The sequence below is a fragment of the Kribbella sp. ALI-6-A genome, from assembly GCF_001984195.1.
Classification (GTDB): domain Bacteria; phylum Actinomycetota; class Actinomycetes; order Propionibacteriales; family Kribbellaceae; genus Kribbella.
This window is the reverse complement of the sequence record NZ_MTQN01000012.1, coordinates 1,868,290-1,887,645: the sequence shown is the minus strand read 5'-3', so window position 1 is coordinate 1,887,645 and position 19,356 is coordinate 1,868,290. Positions and strand designations below refer to the sequence as shown.

18 protein-coding genes and 1 riboswitch are annotated in these 19,356 nt (G+C 71.7%); of the genes, 8 read left to right on the top strand and 10 right to left on the bottom strand.

Annotation, left to right across the window (positions count from 1 at the left end; translation table 11 throughout):
- Nucleotides 1–105: riboswitch (glycine riboswitch) on the bottom strand.
- 123 nt (nucleotides 106–228) lie between these two features.
- Complete coding sequence (locus BWI15_RS35560; RefSeq protein ID WP_143466106.1) at nucleotides 229–1,143, top strand: hypothetical protein; 915 nt, start codon at nucleotides 229–231, stop codon at nucleotides 1,141–1,143.
- Here the strand turns inward: BWI15_RS35560 and BWI15_RS35555 are convergent, their stop codons facing one another.
- Nucleotides 1,144–1,476 carry a DUF3817 domain-containing protein gene (locus BWI15_RS35555; protein WP_077018853.1) on the bottom strand — a complete coding sequence of 111 codons (333 nt, stop codon included), beginning with the start codon at nucleotides 1,474–1,476 and terminating at the stop codon, nucleotides 1,144–1,146. It abuts the gene before it with no gap.
- A gap of 127 nt (nucleotides 1,477–1,603) precedes the next feature.
- Between BWI15_RS35555 and BWI15_RS35550 the strand changes: the two genes are divergently transcribed.
- Together BWI15_RS35550 and BWI15_RS35545 are read left to right on the top strand one after the other, a co-directional pair.
- Nucleotides 1,604–3,157: an alpha/beta hydrolase gene (locus BWI15_RS35550; protein WP_237771599.1), complete on the top strand. Its 1,554-nt coding sequence runs from the start codon at nucleotides 1,604–1,606 to the stop codon at nucleotides 3,155–3,157.
- A 199-nt stretch (nucleotides 3,158–3,356) separates the two neighbouring features.
- Nucleotides 3,357–4,613, top strand: coding sequence for a S1 family peptidase (locus tag BWI15_RS35545; protein ID WP_077019520.1), 1,257 nt, complete (start codon nucleotides 3,357–3,359; stop codon nucleotides 4,611–4,613).
- Between the two features lie 52 nt (nucleotides 4,614–4,665).
- Here the strand turns inward: BWI15_RS35545 and BWI15_RS35540 are convergent, their stop codons facing one another.
- From BWI15_RS35540 to BWI15_RS35520, 5 genes are all read right to left on the bottom strand, one after another.
- Nucleotides 4,666–4,884 carry a hypothetical protein gene (locus tag BWI15_RS35540; RefSeq protein ID WP_077019519.1) on the bottom strand — a complete coding sequence of 73 codons (219 nt, stop codon included), beginning with the start codon at nucleotides 4,882–4,884 and terminating at the stop codon, nucleotides 4,666–4,668.
- 193 nt (nucleotides 4,885–5,077) lie between these two features.
- Nucleotides 5,078–6,499, bottom strand: coding sequence for an aminopeptidase P family protein (locus tag BWI15_RS35535; protein WP_077018852.1), 1,422 nt, complete (start codon nucleotides 6,497–6,499; stop codon nucleotides 5,078–5,080).
- Between the two features lie 11 nt (nucleotides 6,500–6,510).
- Nucleotides 6,511–7,293 (bottom strand): putative hydro-lyase, encoded by a 783-nt coding sequence (locus BWI15_RS35530; protein ID WP_077018851.1) that lies wholly within the window; start codon nucleotides 7,291–7,293, stop codon nucleotides 6,511–6,513.
- 16 nt (nucleotides 7,294–7,309) lie between these two features.
- Entirely contained in the window at nucleotides 7,310–8,296 is a 987-nt protein-coding gene (locus tag BWI15_RS35525) for an LLM class flavin-dependent oxidoreductase (protein ID WP_077018850.1), read from the bottom strand.
- A gap of 27 nt (nucleotides 8,297–8,323) precedes the next feature.
- Nucleotides 8,324–9,055 (bottom strand): GntR family transcriptional regulator, encoded by a 732-nt coding sequence (locus BWI15_RS35520; RefSeq protein ID WP_143466104.1) that lies wholly within the window; start codon nucleotides 9,053–9,055, stop codon nucleotides 8,324–8,326.
- A 148-nt stretch (nucleotides 9,056–9,203) separates the two neighbouring features.
- On the opposite strand from BWI15_RS35520, the gene BWI15_RS35515 reads away from it, so the two are divergent.
- Genes BWI15_RS35515 through BWI15_RS35495 form a run of 5 tightly spaced genes read left to right on the top strand, consistent with a single transcriptional unit; the run spans nucleotide 9,204 to nucleotide 14,221 of the window.
- Nucleotides 9,204–10,544, top strand: a complete 1,341-nt coding sequence (locus BWI15_RS35515; protein WP_077018849.1) for a hypothetical protein — start codon at nucleotides 9,204–9,206, stop codon at nucleotides 10,542–10,544.
- Nucleotides 10,545–10,591: 47 nt separating this feature from the next.
- Nucleotides 10,592–11,878 (top strand): NRAMP family divalent metal transporter, encoded by a 1,287-nt coding sequence (locus BWI15_RS35510; RefSeq protein WP_077018848.1) that lies wholly within the window; start codon nucleotides 10,592–10,594, stop codon nucleotides 11,876–11,878.
- 27 nt (nucleotides 11,879–11,905) lie between these two features.
- Entirely contained in the window at nucleotides 11,906–12,667 is a 762-nt protein-coding gene (locus BWI15_RS35505) for a LamB/YcsF family protein (RefSeq protein WP_077018847.1), read from the top strand.
- Between the two features lie 37 nt (nucleotides 12,668–12,704).
- Complete coding sequence (locus BWI15_RS35500; protein ID WP_077019517.1) at nucleotides 12,705–13,382, top strand: 5-oxoprolinase subunit B family protein; 678 nt, start codon at nucleotides 12,705–12,707, stop codon at nucleotides 13,380–13,382.
- On the top strand, nucleotides 13,379–14,221 hold the full coding sequence (locus BWI15_RS35495) for a biotin-dependent carboxyltransferase family protein (protein WP_077018846.1): 843 nt from the start codon (nucleotides 13,379–13,381) through the stop codon (nucleotides 14,219–14,221). Before BWI15_RS35500 ends, BWI15_RS35495 begins: the two co-directional genes overlap by 4 nt.
- Nucleotides 14,222–14,349: 128 nt before the next feature.
- Here BWI15_RS35495 and BWI15_RS35490 read toward each other — a convergent pair whose 3' ends face one another.
- The 4 genes from BWI15_RS35490 to BWI15_RS35475 are packed head-to-tail and all read right to left on the bottom strand — an operon-like array spanning nucleotide 14,350 to nucleotide 19,313.
- A complete protein-coding gene (locus tag BWI15_RS35490; protein WP_077018845.1) occupies nucleotides 14,350–15,351 on the bottom strand; it encodes a proline racemase family protein in 1,002 nt (333 codons plus the stop codon).
- Nucleotides 15,352–15,394: 43 nt separating this feature from the next.
- Entirely contained in the window at nucleotides 15,395–16,297 is a 903-nt protein-coding gene (locus tag BWI15_RS35485) for a dihydrodipicolinate synthase family protein (RefSeq protein ID WP_077018844.1), read from the bottom strand.
- Entirely contained in the window at nucleotides 16,294–18,165 is a 1,872-nt protein-coding gene (locus BWI15_RS35480) for an FAD-dependent oxidoreductase (RefSeq protein ID WP_077018843.1), read from the bottom strand. Before BWI15_RS35480 ends, BWI15_RS35485 begins: the two co-directional genes overlap by 4 nt.
- Nucleotides 18,162–19,313 (bottom strand): NAD(P)/FAD-dependent oxidoreductase, encoded by a 1,152-nt coding sequence (locus tag BWI15_RS35475; RefSeq protein WP_077018842.1) that lies wholly within the window; start codon nucleotides 19,311–19,313, stop codon nucleotides 18,162–18,164. Before BWI15_RS35475 ends, BWI15_RS35480 begins: the two co-directional genes overlap by 4 nt.
- Nucleotides 19,314–19,356 lie beyond the last annotated feature (43 nt).

Sequence of the window (19,356 nt, the reverse complement as noted above, 5' to 3'; positions counted from 1 at the left end):
CTCGCCCGTGCGGTGAAGGGGCCTGAGAGATTCTTGGGGAGAGTTGCTCCTACGGCGCCCGAGTCCGTCACACCTTCTGGCTCGGGTCTCTCCCGCACGGGTTCATACGGCGGGTGGTACTGACGCCGCGACGGTACGGCGGACGCCCGGGGCACGTCAATCCGGAGAGGGAGCGACTTCCCCCGCCCGGGGGATCCGTCGCGGGCGCCACCGCCAGAAGCTGAAGACATGACAACGACTGTCCGGCCGGCAGCTGTCCCGACGGGCGCGTGGATGCGCTGGGCTCCCACGGCGGCGATCGCCTGGGCCGCGGCGTACGGCGTGGTGCGGGTGTGGTTCGCGACCGGGCACGCACCGGACTGGGAGCTGCCCGGCAACGACCTGCTGATCCCCTACTGGGTTTCGGTCGGCGCCTGTGTTGTCAGCGCGGCACTGGTCGCCCTGCCGGTCTCGCGGGCGACCATCGCGCTCACCTGGGCAGCTGCCGCCGGGTGGGTCGCCGTCTGCGCCCTTGCTCTGCTGGACGTCGTCGGTGGCCTGCTGCCCGGTCTCGGCATCCCCTTCGACCCGACCGGCATGCTGACTCGCTTCGCGGGGCTCACCGGCGCCGGGCTTCTCGCAGCCACAGCGCTGGCTCGTCAGCGCGGGCTGGACCCCACGTGCCTCAGTTGCAGCGGCAGGCGTCGCCCGGTGACCTCCACTCCGCGGTGGGCGATCGCCGGAGCCGTCGCCGCCGTCGCCGGATGCCTCGTGCGGCTGGGCGCGCAAGCAGCCGTCGGCCTGGACAGCACGCCGTACGGCGCGGGCCTGGCGATGATCCTGTTCGAGGCGGGCTTCCTGCTCACCGGCGTTGTGCTTCCGATCCTCCTGGTGACCCGCCTCGGCCGCGTCTTCCCCCGCTGGATGCTGCTGCTGCCCGGCGGCGGGCTGGGCGCGGGCATCACGGCGTACTTCGGTGTCGGGCTGCTCCAGATGACCGTGTCGGCCCTCCGGCGGGAGCCCGCCTTCGAAGGGGGCGAGCTGCCCGAGGCGTTCTTCTGGGTCGCCGTGCCGGCGTACCTGGTCTGGGGCGCGGGTCTGCTCGCCGCGACCTACGGCTACCACCTGCGGACCCGCAAGCCCTGCCGCCACTGCGGCAGGTGATCAGCCCAGGCGGTTGGTGCGCCCGGCCCAGAGCTCGAAGAACCAGGTGAACAGCGGCGGGATGCTGGCGGCCAGCGCGAGCAGCGTGGTCGGCCAGGTCCAGCGCAGCGGCTTGCGGACCACGGCGACGGTCAGCACATAGAGCACGAAGATGCCGCCGTGGATCGGGCCGAAGATCTTGACGCCGATCTCGTTGTCCGACAGCACGTACTTGAACAGCATCCCGATCAGCAGGCCCGTCCAGGAGACCGCCTCGGCGATCGCCACGACGCGGAACCAGGTCGCGTGCTTGGAACCAGCCGGCGTGTCCACGGCTGCAACGGTTTCGGTCATCAGACAGCGACCCTAACAAGCCGCTCAACAGCGGTTTCCGGCCCGGGTCGGCTCGGGGTCGGCACCGGATGCCGATCAGGGCGCACGCCGCCGAGGATCGACGGTGTCCCCGACGACAGGAGATCCCGTGTACAGACGAACGACCACCTGGGCCGCGGTCCTGGCCGCCGCCACTGCGATGGTTGCGGCACCGGCGACAGCCTCAGCCGCTGCGGCGGCGTCCGCCCCGGCCGGCTCCGCCGCACTCGGGCCCGCCGGCTGGGTTGGCCCCGCCGGCTCGGCCTCCACGGGATCGATCGCCTGGCAGCCATGCCAACCCGAGCCCGGCGACACCCCCGAGGAGATCGCGCTCCTGCCCGGCTCCGAGTGCGCCACGATCACCGTGCCGATCGACTGGAACAACCCGGCCGGTGGCACCTTCGAGCTCGCGGTCGCGCGCCGCACGGCGCTGCAGCCGAACGAACGGGTCGGCGTCCTGGTCTTCGGACCCGGCGGTCCCGGCGACTCCGGCGTCGACCGGATCCGGTCCGGCATGCGCCGGTTCAGCCAGAACCTCGAGAACCGGTTCGACATCGTCAGCCTCGATCCGCGCGGGGTGGCCCGCAGCGCGCCGGTCACCTGCTCGGCCGCGCTGCTCGCCCGTCAGCCGTCGCCGATCCTGAGCAGCCAGGCCGAGTTCGACGCGACCGTGAAGTACAACCGCGAGCTCGCCGCGGACTGCCGCGAGCACACCGGCCCGGTCTACGACCACCTCGACATGCTGCAGACGATCCGGGACGTCGACGCGATCCGCGCGGCCCTGGGCGAGTCCCGGATCTCCTTCCACGGCAGCTCGTACGGCACGCTGCTCGGTCAGCAGTACGCCGCGCGCTTCCCGCAGCGGGTCCGCGCGCTGGTCCTGGAGAGCGTGTTCGACCACGGCTCGGCGACAACCGGCGAGTTCCTCGACGTCCAGGCGTGGGCGGCGCAGGACTCGTTCGACGAGTTCGTGAAGTGGTGTGCCCGGACGACCAGTTGCGCGCTGCACGGCCGCGACGTCCACGCCGTCTGGGACGGGCTGCTCGCTCGGGCGAGCCGCGGGGAACTGCCGGATCCGCAGCGGCCGGCGTACCCGGTGAACCAGTTCCAGCTGAGCTTCGCGGTGTTCCGGATGCTGTACGACCCGCAGTGGACCCGGCTCGCCGACACGCTCGACCGGCTGGTGAAGAGCGCCCCGCCGACCGCGCAGCCGCCGGTGCCGTCGGGCTTGGCCAAGAACCCGATCGTGGTGTTCTGCCGCGACATGAGCCTGCCGGTCCGTGACTACCGTGAGTTCGCCGGCCACCTGCGCCGGCTGGCCGAGGGCTACCCGGACATGCGATACCCCGGGCAGTTGATGGCGGTGACGTCCTGCCTCGGGCTCCCGAGCGCGGTCAATCCGCAGCGCGACCCGAAGCCGTACCTGTTGCGAACGCCGGCGCTGCTGATCAACAGCCTGCACGACCCCGCCACCGGCTATCGCTCGGCGCGCAGTGTCGCCCGGCAGTTCGGACGGGACGGCGTACTGGTCACGTACCGGGGTTGGGGCCATGGCAGCTACACCACCAGCCCGTGCATGGAAGCGACGGTCGACGACTACTTGGTCGGGCTGAGCGTGCCGCGCCGCAGGTCGCACTGCCCCGCTGTGCCACCCGAGGGCTAAACCGATTAACGAAGGATCACCCTCGGTCGACCATTGTTCGACAGGGGGTGATCCCCGGTGCGCCCGAAGGCTTTCCCTTGACCACCGGTGTCCAGGGCAACCACTACCGACCGTTCCCTTGTGGTCATCGTCCGTAGCCTCAACGATTCCCTCACCGTGGCCCTGTGAGGCAAGGCCACCAGAGGAACCGGATGTGACCATGTCCTTTGTTTCCCCGCCCCGTCCCCGACAGTTCCGCAAGACCCTGGCCGGAGCAGCGCTGGCGCTCGGGCTCGGCGCCGCCGCCCTGGTGCCGATCCAGTCCGCGAGCAGCGCGCCGGCTCCCGCCCCGATCGACGGCGTGTACGACGTCCTCGGCAAGAGCTGGGGAGTCTCCGCGTCGGAGGCCAAGCTGCGGCTGGACGCCGAGCACAGCAAGGCCGACACGCTGGAAGCAGTGCAGGCCCAGCTGGCCAAGGCGTCCCGCGTCGCCACCGCCGAGCCCGGTCTGGACGGCGCGTTCTTCGACTCCGCCCGCCGGCTCGTCGTGAACGTGCACACCGCCCAGGCCGCTGAGGTTGCCAAGGCCAACGGCCTGACGCCGCGCACCGTGGCGCGCGGCGAGAAGGCGCTGGCCGCACTGCAGACCAAGGTCGAGGCGCTGGCCGACAAGTCCGGCTCGACCCAGGTCCAGACGATCGGCGCCGACCTGCCGACCGACCGCGTGCAGGTTGTGCTGCAGCCGGGCCGGCAGTCCGCGAAGACCGTTGCCCTGGTCAAGCAACTGAAGGCGATCCCGGGCGTCGACGTGTCGACCAACACCACCACGCTGACGATGACCGCCGACGTGATCGGCGGCCAGATCATGGACCTGGTGCCGGGCTCGAACTGCTCGCTCGGCTACTCGGGTACCACGAGCAACGGCAACAACGTGATGCTCAGCGCCGGGCACTGCGTCGAGGGCAATCCCGACGTGCTGAACCGCTCCGGGGTCCACCTCGGCAAGGGCGTCGCCAGCCGGTTCCGTACCGGTTCGCCGAGCGTCGACATGGGCTTGATGGACATCGACGCCGAGGACGTCGGTCGCGGCTACATCGACAACCGCAACGGCCAGACCACCCGGGTCACCGGCTCGTCGAAGGCGCCGGTCGGCTCGACGATCTGCAAGGCCGGCAACACCACCGGCTGGACCTGCGGCACGATCCAGCAGTACAACCTGACCGTCAACTACGGCGGTGCGGGCGGCAGCATCACCAGCACCAGCGGCCTGGCCCGCTCGACGGTCTGCACCGAGGGCGGCGATTCCGGCGGCGCCTACATCTCCGGCACGACCGCCCAGGGCATGACGTCCGGCGGCCCGAACGACGGGCACGACTGCGGCTTCAACCAGGGCGGCAACGCCACCGGCTCGTACTCGTTCTACCAGCCGGTCGTGGACGCCGCGAACTACTACGGCGTCACGCTGACCCGCGGCTGACCCGCTACATAGCCGAAGCCCCCACCCGCGCACGGTTGGGGGCTTTGGTTCGTCAATCCAGCACGCGGGCCAGCTCGTCGCCCTGATGGGCCCGCCCGGACAGCGCCAGCAACTGCTCGCACGCCGTCTCCAGAGCCTGGGACTGGCTGAGGCAACCGTCGACGTACCAGAACGGATCGTCGGGCTGCGGGTCGTCCGCGTCGTCGATGTCGGCGAACCAGTGCCGCCCCCCGGTGCAGCCGCACCGCACCACTCGCACCCGAAGATTCATCGCCATTCCCCTGTACTTCCCACCCCCTGGGTCCCCCCGGGCCCAAGGCGGGGCCGTCCGGCCGGCGCGTGGCCGCGGCCCCCCACTGCCACGCGCCGAGCCGAAAGCGACCCTCCCCCGCTCCTTACATCGGTGCCGACCGGCCGAGTGTTACTACCTGTGACCAGATTATTTTCCGTGACCGTCCGACGACTCAGGGCTGCTGGGCCTTGACCCACTGCTCCAGGCCGTCGGCGGTGATCGGCAGCGGCTCGGTGAGGATCTCCAGGCGGTCGGCGTGCACCACGACGTTGTCCTCGATCCGGATGCCGATGCCGCGCAGTTCCGGCGGCACGGTCTCGTCGTGGGGGTGGAAGTAGAGGCCGGGCTCGACCGCCAGCGCCATGCCCACCTCGAGGTCGGCGGCGAAGTAGGTCTCCGGGCGGGCCGCGTCGCAGTCGTGCACGTCCAGGCCGATGAAGTGGCCGAGCCCGCACACGACGTACCGGCGGTGCTGCTGGCCGTCCGGCCCGAGCGCCTCGTCCAGCGAGACGTCGACGATGCCCCAGTCGCGCAGCCCCTCGACCAGCACCCGCATCGCCTCGTACTGGAAGGCCCGGTACGGCGCACCCGGCGTGACCGCCGCGAGCGCGGCCACCTGCGCCTTGTGCACCAGGTCGTACACCTGACGTTGCGCGGCGGTGAACTCACCGGTCGCCGGGAACGTCCGGGTCACGTCGGCGGTGTAGAGCGTCCGGGTCTCGACCCCGGCGTCCAGCAGGATCACGTCGCCCTCGCGCACCGCGCCGTCGTTGCGGACCCAGTGCAGCACCGGCGCGTGGTTGCCAGCAGCAACGATCGACGCGTAGCCGACGCCGTTGCCCGCGGTCCGGGCGCGCCGGTCGAAGGTGCCCTCGAGCCAGCGCTCGCCACCGCCGCGGATCGCCTCGGGCAGCTCCCGGGCGACGTCGGCGAAGCCCTGCACGCTCGCCTCGACCGCCTCGCGCAGCTGGTCGAGCTCCCAGTCGTCCTTGATCCGGCGCAGCTCGGAGATCGACTGGCGCAGGATGTCGCCGTCGGCCCGCGAGGTCCGCACCAGCGCGTCCAGCATCGGCTCCACGCCGGGCACCGACAGCATGTACGGTACGGCGCCGCGCAGCGCCGTGGGCAGTTCCTCGATCGGGCGGCAGGCGATCTGCAACGCCTCCGACCAGTCCTTCAGCCCCGGCACCGGCCCGATCCACAGCTCGCCGTCCCGGGCGTTCGCGAAGTAGTCCGGCTCGTCCGGCCCGGCCGTCTCGCGCAGGTACAGCGTCGCGTCGCCGTCCGCCGAGATCACCAGCACCGCGCCCTCGGCCTGGCAGCCGGTCAGCCAGACGAAGTCGCTGTCGGCCCGGAACCGGTAGTCGGTGTCGTTCGACCGGACCGGCGCGCGCCCGGCCCCGAGCGCGATCCGCCGTCCCGGCAGCGCCGTACTGAGCCGGCGCCGGTGCTCGGCGGCCGCCTCGGCCAGCCCCTCGGGCAGCACCACCGACCGGTCGACCGGTCCCCAGTTGCGCCCGATCTCGTCGCGGAACCCCTTCGCGTCGATCGGCCGGTAGGACTTGCGCTGCTCTTCGGTCCGGTCTTCAGTCATGCCCTGCTCCCCTAAGGCTGTCGGTACACGTCGTCCGGCACGTCGGTCACGAACATGTGCCCGGGGGCATGGGTGATCGCGAACGGGGGCCGTGAAGCCATCAACGCAGCTTGGGGCGTCACTCCGCAAGCCCAAAAAACCGGTACGTCGCCCGGTTCGCTGTCCACCGCTTCCCCGAAGTCCGGTACGGCGAGGTCGCGCACGCCCAGCGCGGCCGGTTCGCCGACGTGCACGGGTGCTCCATGGACCTGCGGCATCCGTCCGGTGACCTGGACCGCGGTGGCCACCAGCCCGGCCGGGATCGGTCGCATCGACACCACCAGCGGGCCGGACAGCCGACCGGCCGGACGGCAGTCGACCGACGTCCGATACATCGACACGTTCCGGCCCTGCTCGATGTTGCGCACCGGGACGCCGGCATCGAGCAGGGCGGTCTCGAAGCTGAAGCTGCACCCGATCAGGAAGCTGACCAGGTCGTCGCGCCACAGCCCGGTGATCTCGCTCGGCTCGTCGACCAGCTCGCCGTCGCGCCAGACCCGGTACTGCGGAAGGTCGGTGCGCAGGTCCGCGTCGGGGGCGAGCGTCGTACGGAACGATCCCGCGTCGGTGACGTCGAGCAGCGGCACCGGCTGCGGGTTGCGCTGGCCGAACAGCAGCATGTCGTAGGCCCAGTCGCGCGGCAGGATCACCAGGTTCGCCTGGGTGAAGCCGGGCGCGTGGCCGGTGGTCGGTGCGATCAGCCCGTCGCGGTACAGGGCGCGGGCTCCGGCCGGAGTGGTGGCGTCCGTGGTCATCGATGGCTCCTCACAGTCAGGTCCGGGCGGCGGACAGTCCGGCGGCACGCAGTGCGGGCCCGATGGTGGTGCCGAACGCCTCCACCTCGGCCCGCGGCAGGTCGTACGTCGTGGCCCAGCTGTGCGCCGGGAACAGGAACACCCGGCGCGTGCCGAGTTCGTCGTGCGCCCGGATCAGCCGGTCGGCGCACTGCTCGGCGGTCCCGAACAGCCCGTAGGCATCGAGAATCCGGTCGGTCAGCTCGTCGTCGAGATCGTCATGCGGACCATCGGGTACGTCGAGTCCGGCGTGCCGCAGCCAGGTCAGGTTGGACGCGCTCGGGTAGCGCAGCCACGGCTGCCCCTCCCGGAACCACCCGCGTGGCCAGGCCCGGACGGTCACCTGGTCCCCCAGACCGAACGGCACGATCAGGATCTCCTCGATCGAGGCCGGGTCACGACCCGCCCGCTCCGCGCCGATCCGGACGTGCCGACGGGCGGCCTCGACTCCGGCCGGGTCCAGCCCGACCAGCATCATCACGCCGTCGGCGACCTCGCCGGCCAGCACGATCACCCGCGAACCGGTCTCCGGCCGGTGGAACAGCTCGAGATCGTGGCCGTCGAGCGTCGCCTTGCCGTCGCCGAGCAGCCCTCGCAGGGCCAGCACGATCTCGCGCAGCCGGTCGCGGCGGGCTTTCGGCTCACCGGCCTTCTCCACCGAGAGGAAGCCGGGCGCGACGGTGATCATCGCGCGGCCGGGCGCCAGCTCGTCGAGCGAGTTCGCCAGTGCGGCCGAGACCAGCGGATGCCGGGTGACCACGTTCGAGGTCGCCGGGTAGAGCGACAGGTGCCGGGTCCGGGACGCCATCGCCGCCAGTACGACGTACGCGTCGCGCCCGGTGTGGTGATGGTCCGGTACGCCGATCCCGTCGAGCCCGGCCGCCTCGGCCTGGACGGCGAACTCGGCCAGCTCCGGAATGGGCCGTCCGACCGGAACTCGGAGGTCGACGCGCAACGGGCTCATCGGTGACCTCCCGCAGGCCCGGTCAGCTCAAGGGCGGGCGCGGAACGCGGCGAGCAGCGCCGCTTCGGAGTCGAGCATGTAGTGGTGCAGCTCGTCCGCGGCCTGCTGGTACTGGCCGGCTTCGAGCAGCTCGAGCAGGGAACGGTTGCGCGCGATGTACGGCTCGTGCAGCGCCTGCGGGGTCGCGATGACGTGGAAGAGCAGGCGCAGTTCGGCGAGCAGGCGGCCGGTGATCTCGTCCATCCGGCTGCTGCCGGCCAGGCCGACCAGATGCCGGTGGAAGCGCATGTTCGCCGTACCGACGGCCACCCAGTCACCGGCCTGCGCGGCGGCTTCGCTCGCGGCGACGTCCTCGCGGAGGGCTTCGAGCCGGTCCGCGGGGAGGTCCACCAGCGACCGGACGACATCGCACTCCAGCACCCGGCGGAGCCGGTAGAGGTCGACCAGGTCGGCCTCGGTGAGATCGGGAACGAAGACGCCGCGATGCATCCGGTGCACCAGCAGCCCTTCGTGGGTGAGCAGCCGGAAGGCCTCGCGCAGCGTGTTCCGGCTGACCTGGAGAGCTTCCTTGAGCAGCTCCTCGGACAGCTGCGTCCCGGGCCGCAGATCGCCTTCGGTGATCCGGCGGCGAAGGACGTCGGCGACCCGCTCGGCCGAGCTGCTCCGGTCGAAGAGGGCCGCGTCGACCGCGACGGCCCGCAGCCAGGACGTGTCGGTCCCGGGGTCGGCCGGCGGTCGGATCTCGCTCGAGCTGGACACCCTCGCATCATCACCCACTCCGGGACAGGAAGCGAAACCGCGTTGAACGAGAGTCTTGCAGGATTGTTGAACAATATCTACCCTCGGGAATCACGAGACGCGATCGACCGCCCACAGAATGCGTCCACCGAATCCCTTGGAGCCTGCGATGATCCGCACGAAGCTCTTCCCCGCCGCCCTGGTCGCCCTGAACGTCGCGACCGTGGCCGCTCTGGCCGCCACCGGAGGAAGCACCACGACCGCGCAAACCCCACCACCGAAGGCCTCCTCGGCCTGCGTCGCACCCGGCACGGTGCTGACCGTCGAGGAGCAGCGCACCACCCTCAGCCTGCCCGGCCGGACCACCCCGGCCGCCCGTGACTTCGTCGAGGCCGCCGGCTTCGAAGGCCTCGTCGACGACTTCGCCGCCAAGCTCTGCGGCTACACGAGCGTCGGCCAGGCCGGCGCGGCGATCAAGGCCGCCGGCGCGGCGCTGTGGAAGACCGCCGTCGACCGCGCGCAGGGCCGGCTCACCTCCGGCACCATCGACCGGTACGACGACCGCCCGCTCTACTGGGCCCGCACGTCGATGAGCCGGGCGGTTCGCGAGTGGCAGGCGCCGTTCCCGCTCACCAGCCTGCAGCGCCAGGCGATCCTGCGGCAGTTCAACTACGCCTCCCGCGGCATCGACCAGGTGGCGTTCCCGAAGAACAGCACCAAGCTGCTGGTCAGCGGGTTCGACACCTACAGCCTCGACGCCAGCCTGCGGAACTCCAACCCGTCCGGTGCTTCCGCGCTGCAGCTCGACGGCCGCACGGTGAAGACCAAGCACGGCGCGGTCACCGTGCAGGCGGTGATCTTCCCGGTGAACTGGACCGACTTCGACCAGGGCATCGTCGAGGACGCCTTCGGCCCGTGGCTGGTGAACCGCAAGGACCCGCGCCACCAGGGCGCGATCGACGCGCTGATGACGATCAGCCAGACCGGCCGCGGCCAGATGAACATCGAGAAGTGGGCGGGCGGCTTCCGCGGCGGTTCGCCGGACAACAACCGGTCGATCAACTGGGGCCCGATCTCGGCCGCCGCGCTCTGGCCGCAGCCGCAACCGTCGCCGCAGTTCATCCACACCACCCTGCCGTACCAGGCGATGATCGACGCCGGCACCGGCCCGTGGCCGGTCAAGCTCAACCCGGGCATCACCGAGTGGCCGGCCGGCACCTTCCCCGACCCGACCGCGCTGCGCACCGCGCCGGACCCGTCGCCGGGTTCGCGGGCGGCCAGCGCTCCGGGCGGCAACTACCTGTCGAACGAGTCGATGTACCGGACCAACCGGCTGCGGCTGGGCACCGGGCACCGGGCACTGCCGGGTGGGCACCTGCACATCTCGGCCCTGGAGTACCCCACCGATGCGAGCGCACTGACCAGCCCCGCGTTCGAGGCCGACCGCAAGGCTGTCGTGGATCAGACCGTCGCCCTCGTCGAGGCCGCCGGCAAGGCCGTCCGGCGCTGACGCCGCGGTCCCCTTCACACCCCGCCTGCTGAGTTCAGGAGAGCACCATGGCCAACCCGCCGCCGTCCAAACCCCCGACCAAGCCCGGCTCGCAGCGCCCGGTACGCCGTACCGGCCGTCCCACCTCCGAGGCCACCGGCTCGATGAAGGCCAGCACCCGGTCCACGTTGATCGGCGCGATGTTCCTGATGGCCACCTCGGCCATCGGACCGGGCTTCATCACCCAGACCACGACGTTCACGGTCCAGCTCGGGGCCGCGTTCGCCTTCGCCATCGCCGCGTCGATCCTGGTCGACATCGCCCTGCAGCTGAACGTCTGGCGGGTGATCGGCGTGTCCGGCCGGCGCGCCCAGGAGCTGGGCAACCTGGTCGCTCCCGGTCTCGGCTGGGCGATGGCCGCGCTGCTGTTCGCCGGCGGTCTGGTCTTCAACATCGGCAACGTCTCCGGCTCCGGCCTGGGCACCGACGCGATGTTCGGGCTGGACCCGAAGCTGGGCGGCGTGCTCTCCGCACTCGTTGCCATCGGCATCTTCTTGTCCAAGCGCGCCGGGCTGGCGATGGACCGGATCGTGTTCGTGCTCGGCGCGCTGATGATCGTGCTGACCACCTACATCGCGATCACCTCCGGCCCACCGGTCGGGCAGGCGCTGAAGAACGTGGTGCTGCCCGAGCAGGTGGACTTCCTGGCCATCACCACCTTGATCGGCGGCACGATCGGCGGCTACATCGTGTACGCCGGTGCGCACCGCCTGCTCGACTCCGGGGTGAGCGGCCCGGAGCACGTCCGCGACATCACCCGCGGCTCGGTGACCGGCATCCTGATCACCGGGATCATGCGGATCGTGCTGTTCCTGGCGATCCTCGGAGTCGTCGCCGGCGGGGCGGCGCTGGACCCGAAGAGCCAGGCCGCGTCGGCGTTCCAGCACGCCGCCGGCGAGGTCGGGCTGCGGGTCTTCGGCATCGTGCTGTGGGCCGCGGCGATCACCAGCGTGATCGGCGCGTCGTACACGACGGTCTCGTTCATCACCTCGCGGACGAAGACCAGCGAGCGGCTGCGCACCGCGCTGGTGGTCGGCTTCATCGCCGTCACCACGATCATCTACGTGTCGATCGGTACGCCGCCGGCCACGCTGCTGGTGTTCGCCGGGGCGTTCAACGGTCTGCTGCTGCCGGTCGGGATCGGTGTGATTCTCTGGGTGGCATGGCGGCGCAAGGACCTGCTGAACGGGTACAAGTACCCGGCCTGGCTGCTCGGCATCGGTGCCGCCGCCTGGCTGCTCACCATCTACCTGGCGGTGCGCTCGGTGCGACCCGTCATCGACCTGTTCAACTGATCCGGCCGGACGCCTGGAGGAGGAACCATGAACACCGTCGATCTGAACGCCGACCTCGGCGAGGGCTACGGCCGCTGGGCGATGGGTGACGACAACGCCCTGCTCGACGTCGTCACCAGCGCCAACGTCGCCTGCGGTTTCCACGCCGGCGACCCCTCCATCATGCGTGCGGTCTGCCGGCGGGCCGCCGATCGCGACGTCGCGATCGGCGCGCACGTCGGGTACGCCGACAAGGCCGGCTTCGGCCGCCGGTTCATCGACGTCGAGCCGGCCGTGCTGCGCGACGAGGTGCTCTACCAGATCGCCGCGCTGGACGCCTTCGCCCGGGTCGCCGGGTCGGAGGTCAGCTACGTCAAGCCGCACGGCGCGCTCTACAACACGATCGGGCACCACGAGGAGCAAGCCGCGGCGGTCGTGGCGGCCGTCGCCGACTACGACCGCGCGCTGCCGGTGCTCGGGCTGCCGGGCGCGGTCTGGCTCAAGCTCGCCGAGGAGGCCGGGCTGAAGGTCGTGCACGAGGCCTTCGCCGACCGGGCCTACACGCCGGAGGGCACGCTGGTGTCCCGCCGGCTGCCCGGCTCGGTGCTGCACGACGAACGGGAGATCGCCCGGCGCTGCGTGGCGATGGCGACCGGCGCCCCGATCAAGGACGTCGAGGGTGGCGAGCTGAAGCTGCAGCCCGGCTCGATCTGCGTGCACGGCGACACCCCGGGCGCCGTGCAGATCGCGCAGCGCGTCCGCAAGAGCCTGACCGACGCCGGGGTCGAACTCACCCCGTTCGCGGCCTGATGCGGCTGTGCGGCTGCTCACCCGTGGGCGAGGCCTGATGCGGATCCTTCCGAGCGGCAGCTCGGCACTGCTCGTGGAGCTCGGGAACCTCGACGAGGTCCTCGGGTACTACGCGGCGCTGCGCGCCGACCCGCCGGCCGGTGTCGTCGACATCGTGCCGGCGGGCCGGACGGTGATGGTCGTCGTCGACCTCTCCGTCACCAGCCTCGCGGCGCTCGAGCGCGCGTTGCTGAACACGGTCCCGCGCGAGGACCGCCGGGCCGGTGGTGACCTGGTCGAGATCCCCGTCGTGTACGACGGCGAAGACCTCGGCGACGTTGCCGAACTGCTCGGCTGCTCGGTCGAGGAAGTCGTCCGTCGCCATACCGCCGAGCAGTGGACGGTCGCCTTCTGCGGCTTCGCTCCCGGCTTCGGCTACCTCACCGGCGAGTCGGACTGGGACATCCCGCGCCGCTCGTCACCCCGGACGAAGGTGCCGGCCGGCTCGGTCGCGCTGGCCGGGGAGTTCAGCGGGATCTACCCGCGCGAGTCGCCGGGCGGCTGGCAGTTGCTCGGCCACACCGACGTCGCGGTCTTCGACCTGAACCGGGATCCCGCGGCGTTGCTGAGCCCCGGGCGCCGAGTCCGCTTCGTCGACGCGTCTGCCCCCGGCCAAGAGTCCGATCGCGGTGACGCGTCTGATCCCGGCGGCGCGTCCGATCGGCGGTCGCGATGACCGCCCGCTTCGAGGTCCTGCAGACCGGACCGCTCACCACCGTCCAGGACCTCGGCCGCCCCGGCCAGGCCGCGCTCGGCATCGGCCGGTCCGGCGCCTGCGACCGGACGTCGTACCAGCTGGCGAACCGGCTGGTCGGCAACCATCCCGGCGCCGCCGCCCTGGAGGTCACCTTCGGCGGCCTGTCGGTGGTCGCCGACTCCGACCTCGTCTACGCGATCACCGGAGCACCGTGCTCCGGCGTCCCCCTCAACGCCCCGGCCCTCCTGCGCAAGGGAGAAGTGCTGCAGCTGGGCACCCCCCGCACCGGCCTGCGCACGTACGTCGCCTTCCGCGGCGGTGTCGACGTCGACCCGGTGCTCGGGTCCCGATCGACCGACCTGCTCTCCGGCCTCGGCCCGGCGCCCGTCACCGTCGGAGATGTCATTGCCCTCGGCAAGGACCACGGACCGATGCCCGGCGTCGACCTGGCGCCGGTCGCGGACCCACCGGGCGGCGAAGTGACCGTGCGGGTCCTTCCCGGTCCCCGCCGGGACTGGTTCACCGACGCGGGCTGGACGTCACTGACCGGCCAGTCCTACACCGTCAGCAGCAACAGCAACCGCGTCGGCGTCCGGCTGGAAGGTTCGCCGCTGGAGCGAGCCCGCGACGGCGAACTCCCCAGCGAGGGCATGGACCTCGGCGCCCTGCAGATCCCCCCGTCCGGTCTCCCGGTGCTGTTCCTCGCCGACCACCCGGTCACCGGCGGCTACCCGGTGATCGGCTACGTCGCCGCCCCGGACCTGGACGCCTGCGCCCAACTCCGCCCGGGCCAGTCACTGCGCTTCCGCAGCCGGTAGCCGGATCGCAGCGACCTGCACCACCGATCAACCTCCCGCCGACGCCCCGGTCCACGCTCAACGCGCCTGCGAGGGAGCCCGATCACGAGACTTGGTCGGTGGTGCAGGTCGACCACCGGCGGAGGGCCTCAGAGCACGAACCCGGTCGGGAACGGATCCGACGGATCGAGCAGGTAGTTGCCCATCCCCGTGATCCACGCGCGTCCCCGCACCGTCGGCACCACCCCCGGCCGGTCGCCGACCATCGTTGTCTCCAGCAACCGTCCGGTGAAGCTCGTGCCGATGAACGACTCGTTCACGAAGTCCGTCTCCAGCGCCAGCTCACCGCGGGCGTGCAGCTGCGCCATCCGCGCGCACGTCCCGGTCCCGCACGGCGACCGGTCGAACCAGCCCGGATGGATCGCCATCGCGTTGCGCGAGTGACTCCCGTTGCGACCCGGCGCGGTGAACTGCACGTGCTTGCATCCCGAGATGCCCGGGTCCTCCGGGTGCACCGGCCGGTCGGTCTCGTTGATCGCCGCCATGATGTCCAGCCCGGCCTGCAGGATCCGATCCTTGTCCGCCCGGTCGAACGGGATGCCCAACTGCTCCAGCGGCAGGATCGCGTAGAAGTTGCCGCCGTAGGCCATGTCGTACGTGACCGTGCCGAGCCCCTTCACCTCCACCGAAGCGTCCAGCGCGTGCGCGTACGCCGGGACGTTGCGCAGCGTCACGTGTTCGGCCCGCCCGTCCCGCACCGCCACGTCGACCACGACCAGGCCGGCCGGGGTGTCCAGCCGCACCTGGGTCACCGGCTCGCTGACCGGGACCATGCCCGACTCGACCAGCACGGTCGCGACCCCGATCGTGCCGTGCCCGCACATCGGCAGGCAGCCGGACACCTCGATGTAGAGCACGCCCCAGTCCGCGTCCGGCCGGGTCGGCGGCTGCAGGATCGCGCCGCTCATCGCCGAGTGACCGCGCGGCTCGTTCATCAGGAACAGCCGCAGGTCGTCGAGGTTGGCCAGGAAATACTGCCGGCGTTCCTCCATCGTCGCGCCCGGGATCACGCCGACCCCGCCGGTGATCACGCGGGTCGGCATGCCCTCGGTGTGCGAGTCGATCGCGCTCAGGGTGCGAACTGATCTCATGCCGGCGCTCCTTCGGTCAGCGGCTCGGTCGCGTCCAGCGTAATCACGCCAGCGACTCGACCGCGCGCTTCATGTCCTGCTCGAGCTGCGCGACGTGCTCCGGTACGAGCGGGCCGCGCGGCGGGCGGCAGGGACCGCCGTACCGGCCGACGTAGTCCATCGCCCACTTGATCGCCTGGACGAACTCGACCCGGGAGTCCCAGCGGAACGCGGCGACCAGCGGCTCGTACAGCGCCCGTGCCTCGTCGAGCTTGCCCTCCAGGGCCAGGTCGAAGAGCCGGACCGACTCCTTCGGGAAGACGTTCGGGAAACCGGCGAACCACCCGGTCGCGCCCATCAGCAGCGCCTCCAGGGTCAGGTCGTCGGCACCCGCGACCACCGTCAGCTCGGGCGCGCGCTCGCGGATCTCCAGGATCCGCCGGACGTCACCGGAGAACTCCTTGACCGCGACGATGTTCTCGATCTGCGCCAGCTCGCCGATCAGGTCCGGGGTCAGGTCGACCTTGGTGTCGATCGGGTTGTTGTAGACCATCACCGGCAGGCCGGCCTTGGCGACCTCGGTGAAGTGGTGGATCACCTCGCCACGGTTGGCCCGGTACATCGTCGGCGGCAGGCACAGGACGCCGTGCGCGCCGTCCTCGGCCGCCTTCTCGGCCCAGCCGCGGGCCTGGTGCGCGCCGACCCCGTGCACGCCGACGACCACGATGCCGTCGTCACCGACCGCCTCGATCGCGGTCCGGGCGACGACCCGCCGCTCGTCGTCGGTCAGCGACGAGTACTCACCCAGCGACCCGTTCGGGCCGACGCCACGGCAGCCGTTCTCGATCACCCAGCGGCAGTGCTCGGCGTACCGGTCCAGGTCGGGGCGCAGTCCCGCCGGCGCGCCCGGCTCCTCCGCGTACGGCAACGCGGTGGCGACGATGACGCCATCAAGCTTCTCGCTCACAGTTCCTCCTGATCAGCCAGATCGCCGAGCCGGACCGGCACGGCGATCGGTCGTCTGTGGTCGTCCGGCACGACACCGCGCCGGCCCCCGCTCACGCACGCCGCGTTCCGCGAGCACACGCGTCCCTGGCACAGGCCGAGTCCCACCCGGCCGGCCAGCTTCAAGCTCCGGCCCGCCTCCAGCGCCCGTACGCCGGCCGTCCGCGCGAGGTCCCCCCGTGAGACCTCTTCGCACCGGCACACCAGCGTCGCGTCGTCGCTCCACTCCAGCCACCCGTCCCGGACGGGATAGGCAGCCGCCAAGGCCTTCGCGAATCGCTTGCCTTGAGCAACCTCCGCCACCGCGCGTGCCCCCGCGAAGGTCCGCGCCCCCGCAGCGGGTGCGGAGCCGGCTCTCGGCACCGCGCCTGAGGCGGGAGCGGGAGCGGGAGCGGGAGCGGGAGCACCCGCGGCAGCGACCTGGCGGGCGGCCGCCGCTCCGGCGACCCGACCTTCGGCCGCCGCCAGGTCAGCCCCGCCGATGCCGGCGATCTCCCCTGCCGCGAACACCCCGGGCGTGCTCGTCTCTTGCTGGTCGTCAGTGACCACAGCGGCTCCGCCATCGGGCCCGGCCGTCAGGTCGCATCGGGCGGCGACGGCCAGCTCGAGCTGCGCCGTGAACCCGTACCCGACGCACACCGCATCGGCCTCAATCACCTGTTCGGTGCCACGGATCGGCCGCCAGCCGGAATCCAGCTTCGCCACGGTGACGGCCTCGACGTGCCGATCGCCGTGCGCCGCGACCACGGCCCGCCCGTGGTGCAGCCGGATCCCCCGGCGCGCCAGCAGCGCGGCGTACGTGGCCGCCTCGCGAAGCTTGCCGCGAGCAACCAATGGGTCGCTCAGCCATCCCTGCCCCACCGTCCGCAACGAGTTGGCCTCGTACAACCCGACCACCTCGGACCCGACGCCCAGCAACGATTCGGCGACCGGCAGCAGGAACGGTCCGGTCCCGGCGAGCACCACCCGCTGCCCGACCGTGATCCGCTGTCCCTTCGCCAGTGCCTGTGCGGCGCCGGCGCTGTAGACGCCCGGCAACTCCCAGCCCTTGAACGGCAGCACCCGGTCGAAAGCTCCCGGCGCGAGCACCACCGCCCGCGCCTCGACTGCCTCGACGCGGCGTCCCGGAGTGTCTGCCGGTCCACGTTGCACCCACAGCCGATGTCCGTCGTCGGTCCGCTCGATCGCCCACACCGACGTCTCCGCCCAGTGCGTCACCTGATGATGCCGAGCCACCCGGTCCCGCAGCTGCACGAACCCCGTCCACCCGTGCTGCAACCGCCTGGGCCGCGCCGCCGCGAACTCCTCCGGCAACTGCCGATGGAACTGGCCACCCACAGCCCGCCCGGCATCGACCAGCGCGACCGAAACTCCGCCCTCGGCCGCCGCCAGCGCAGCGTTCAGCCCGGCCGGTCCGGCCCCCACAACCACCACATCGAACGCCGCCAGCCCAGCCGTCCGCGGCTCGCTCGCCGCATGCACCGCCGAAGCATCCTGCGCACCGACCCGATCGTCCGTGGGAAGCACTGCTCCGGCCTGCGTGCTGATCCGATCCCCCGCCGCAACCGTCCGCTGACAAGCCCGCACATCCGGCGTCCCGTTCACCACCACAAGGCAGTCGAAGCACGCCCCGATCCCGCAGAACACTCCGCGCGGGTCGCCCGCGCCGCGCGTCGTCCGCCAGGACTCCCGCCCGGTCGCCATCAACGCGGCGGCCACCGTCTGCCCGGGCAGCGCCTCGACCGCCTTGCCGTCGACCGTGACCTGCACCGCCGGCCCGAAGCGCGGCTCGGCCGGATCTCCTTCGGGCGACCGCAGATGTGGACTCACGACACTCCCACCACGGCCGGCCGGTCGACCCGGAACGGCTCCGGATCCAGATGCGGCGGTACGCCGATGAACAGCTCGGTCAGCAACCGCCCGGTCGCCGCCGAGAGCCCGATCCCGGCGCCTTCGTGCCCGGTCGCATGCCACAGCCCCGGCACGCGCGGATCGGCGCCGATCACCGGCAGGTGGTCCGGCGCGTACGGCCGGAACCCCCCGTACGTGCGCATCACCGGGACGTCGGCCAGGAACGGGAAGAGCCCGACCGCCTTGCGCGCCAGCTCACGCAGCACGTGCACCTTGACCGTGTCGTCGAAGCCGATCCGCTCCCGGCTCGAACCGATCAGCACGGTCCCGGCCCGCGTCGACTCCACGACGGTCGAGGTCTGCAGGTCGGCGTCTCCGCTGCCGACGGCGCCGACGTAGTCCGCGTCGTACACCTTGTGCCGCACGCACTCCGGCAGCGGAGCGGTGACCAGGATCATCCCGCGGCGCGGCAGCACCTCGATCGGTCCACCGGCCGCCTTGCCGAACGCGCCGGCCCACGGGCCGCACGCGTTGACGACGGCGTCGCACTCGATCACCCCGGCGTCGGTCTCGACTCCGGTCACGCGCCCGGCGGCAGACCGCCGTACTGCCAGAGCTGTCACTCCGGCGCGCACCTGGCCACCACGCTCTCGTACGGCGGCCAGCAAAGCCGTTGCCAGCAGCACCGGCTGGACCTGGGCGTCGTCGGGGTAGTGGACCGCCGTGGTCACCGCCCGGGTCAGCAACGGCTCCAGCTCGAACGCCTCGGCCGGGCTGATCACCCGGGCGTCGACGCCGGCGTCGCGCTGCAGCGCGGCGAACTTCTCCAGGGGCCCCGGATCGGTCGTCGCGACGACCAGGCCGCCCTTGGCCTCCCACTCGACGTCGGCGACGGACCCGGGCAGCCGCGCGAGCACCCGGCCGAATTCCTGCCGCGACGCGATCGCCAGCGTGAGCTCGGGGCCTGGCTCCTTGTCGGAGACCAGCACGTTGCCCTCGCCGGCCGCGGTGGTGCCACCGGCCGGTGTCCCCCGATCGATCACCACGACGTCGACACCGGCCGCCGACAGCGCCTCGGCGCAGGCGGCACCGATCACTCCCGCCCCGACCACCACCACGTCCGGCATGCAGACCCCATCGACTCGGCGTTCACTTTAATGAACGCTTCGA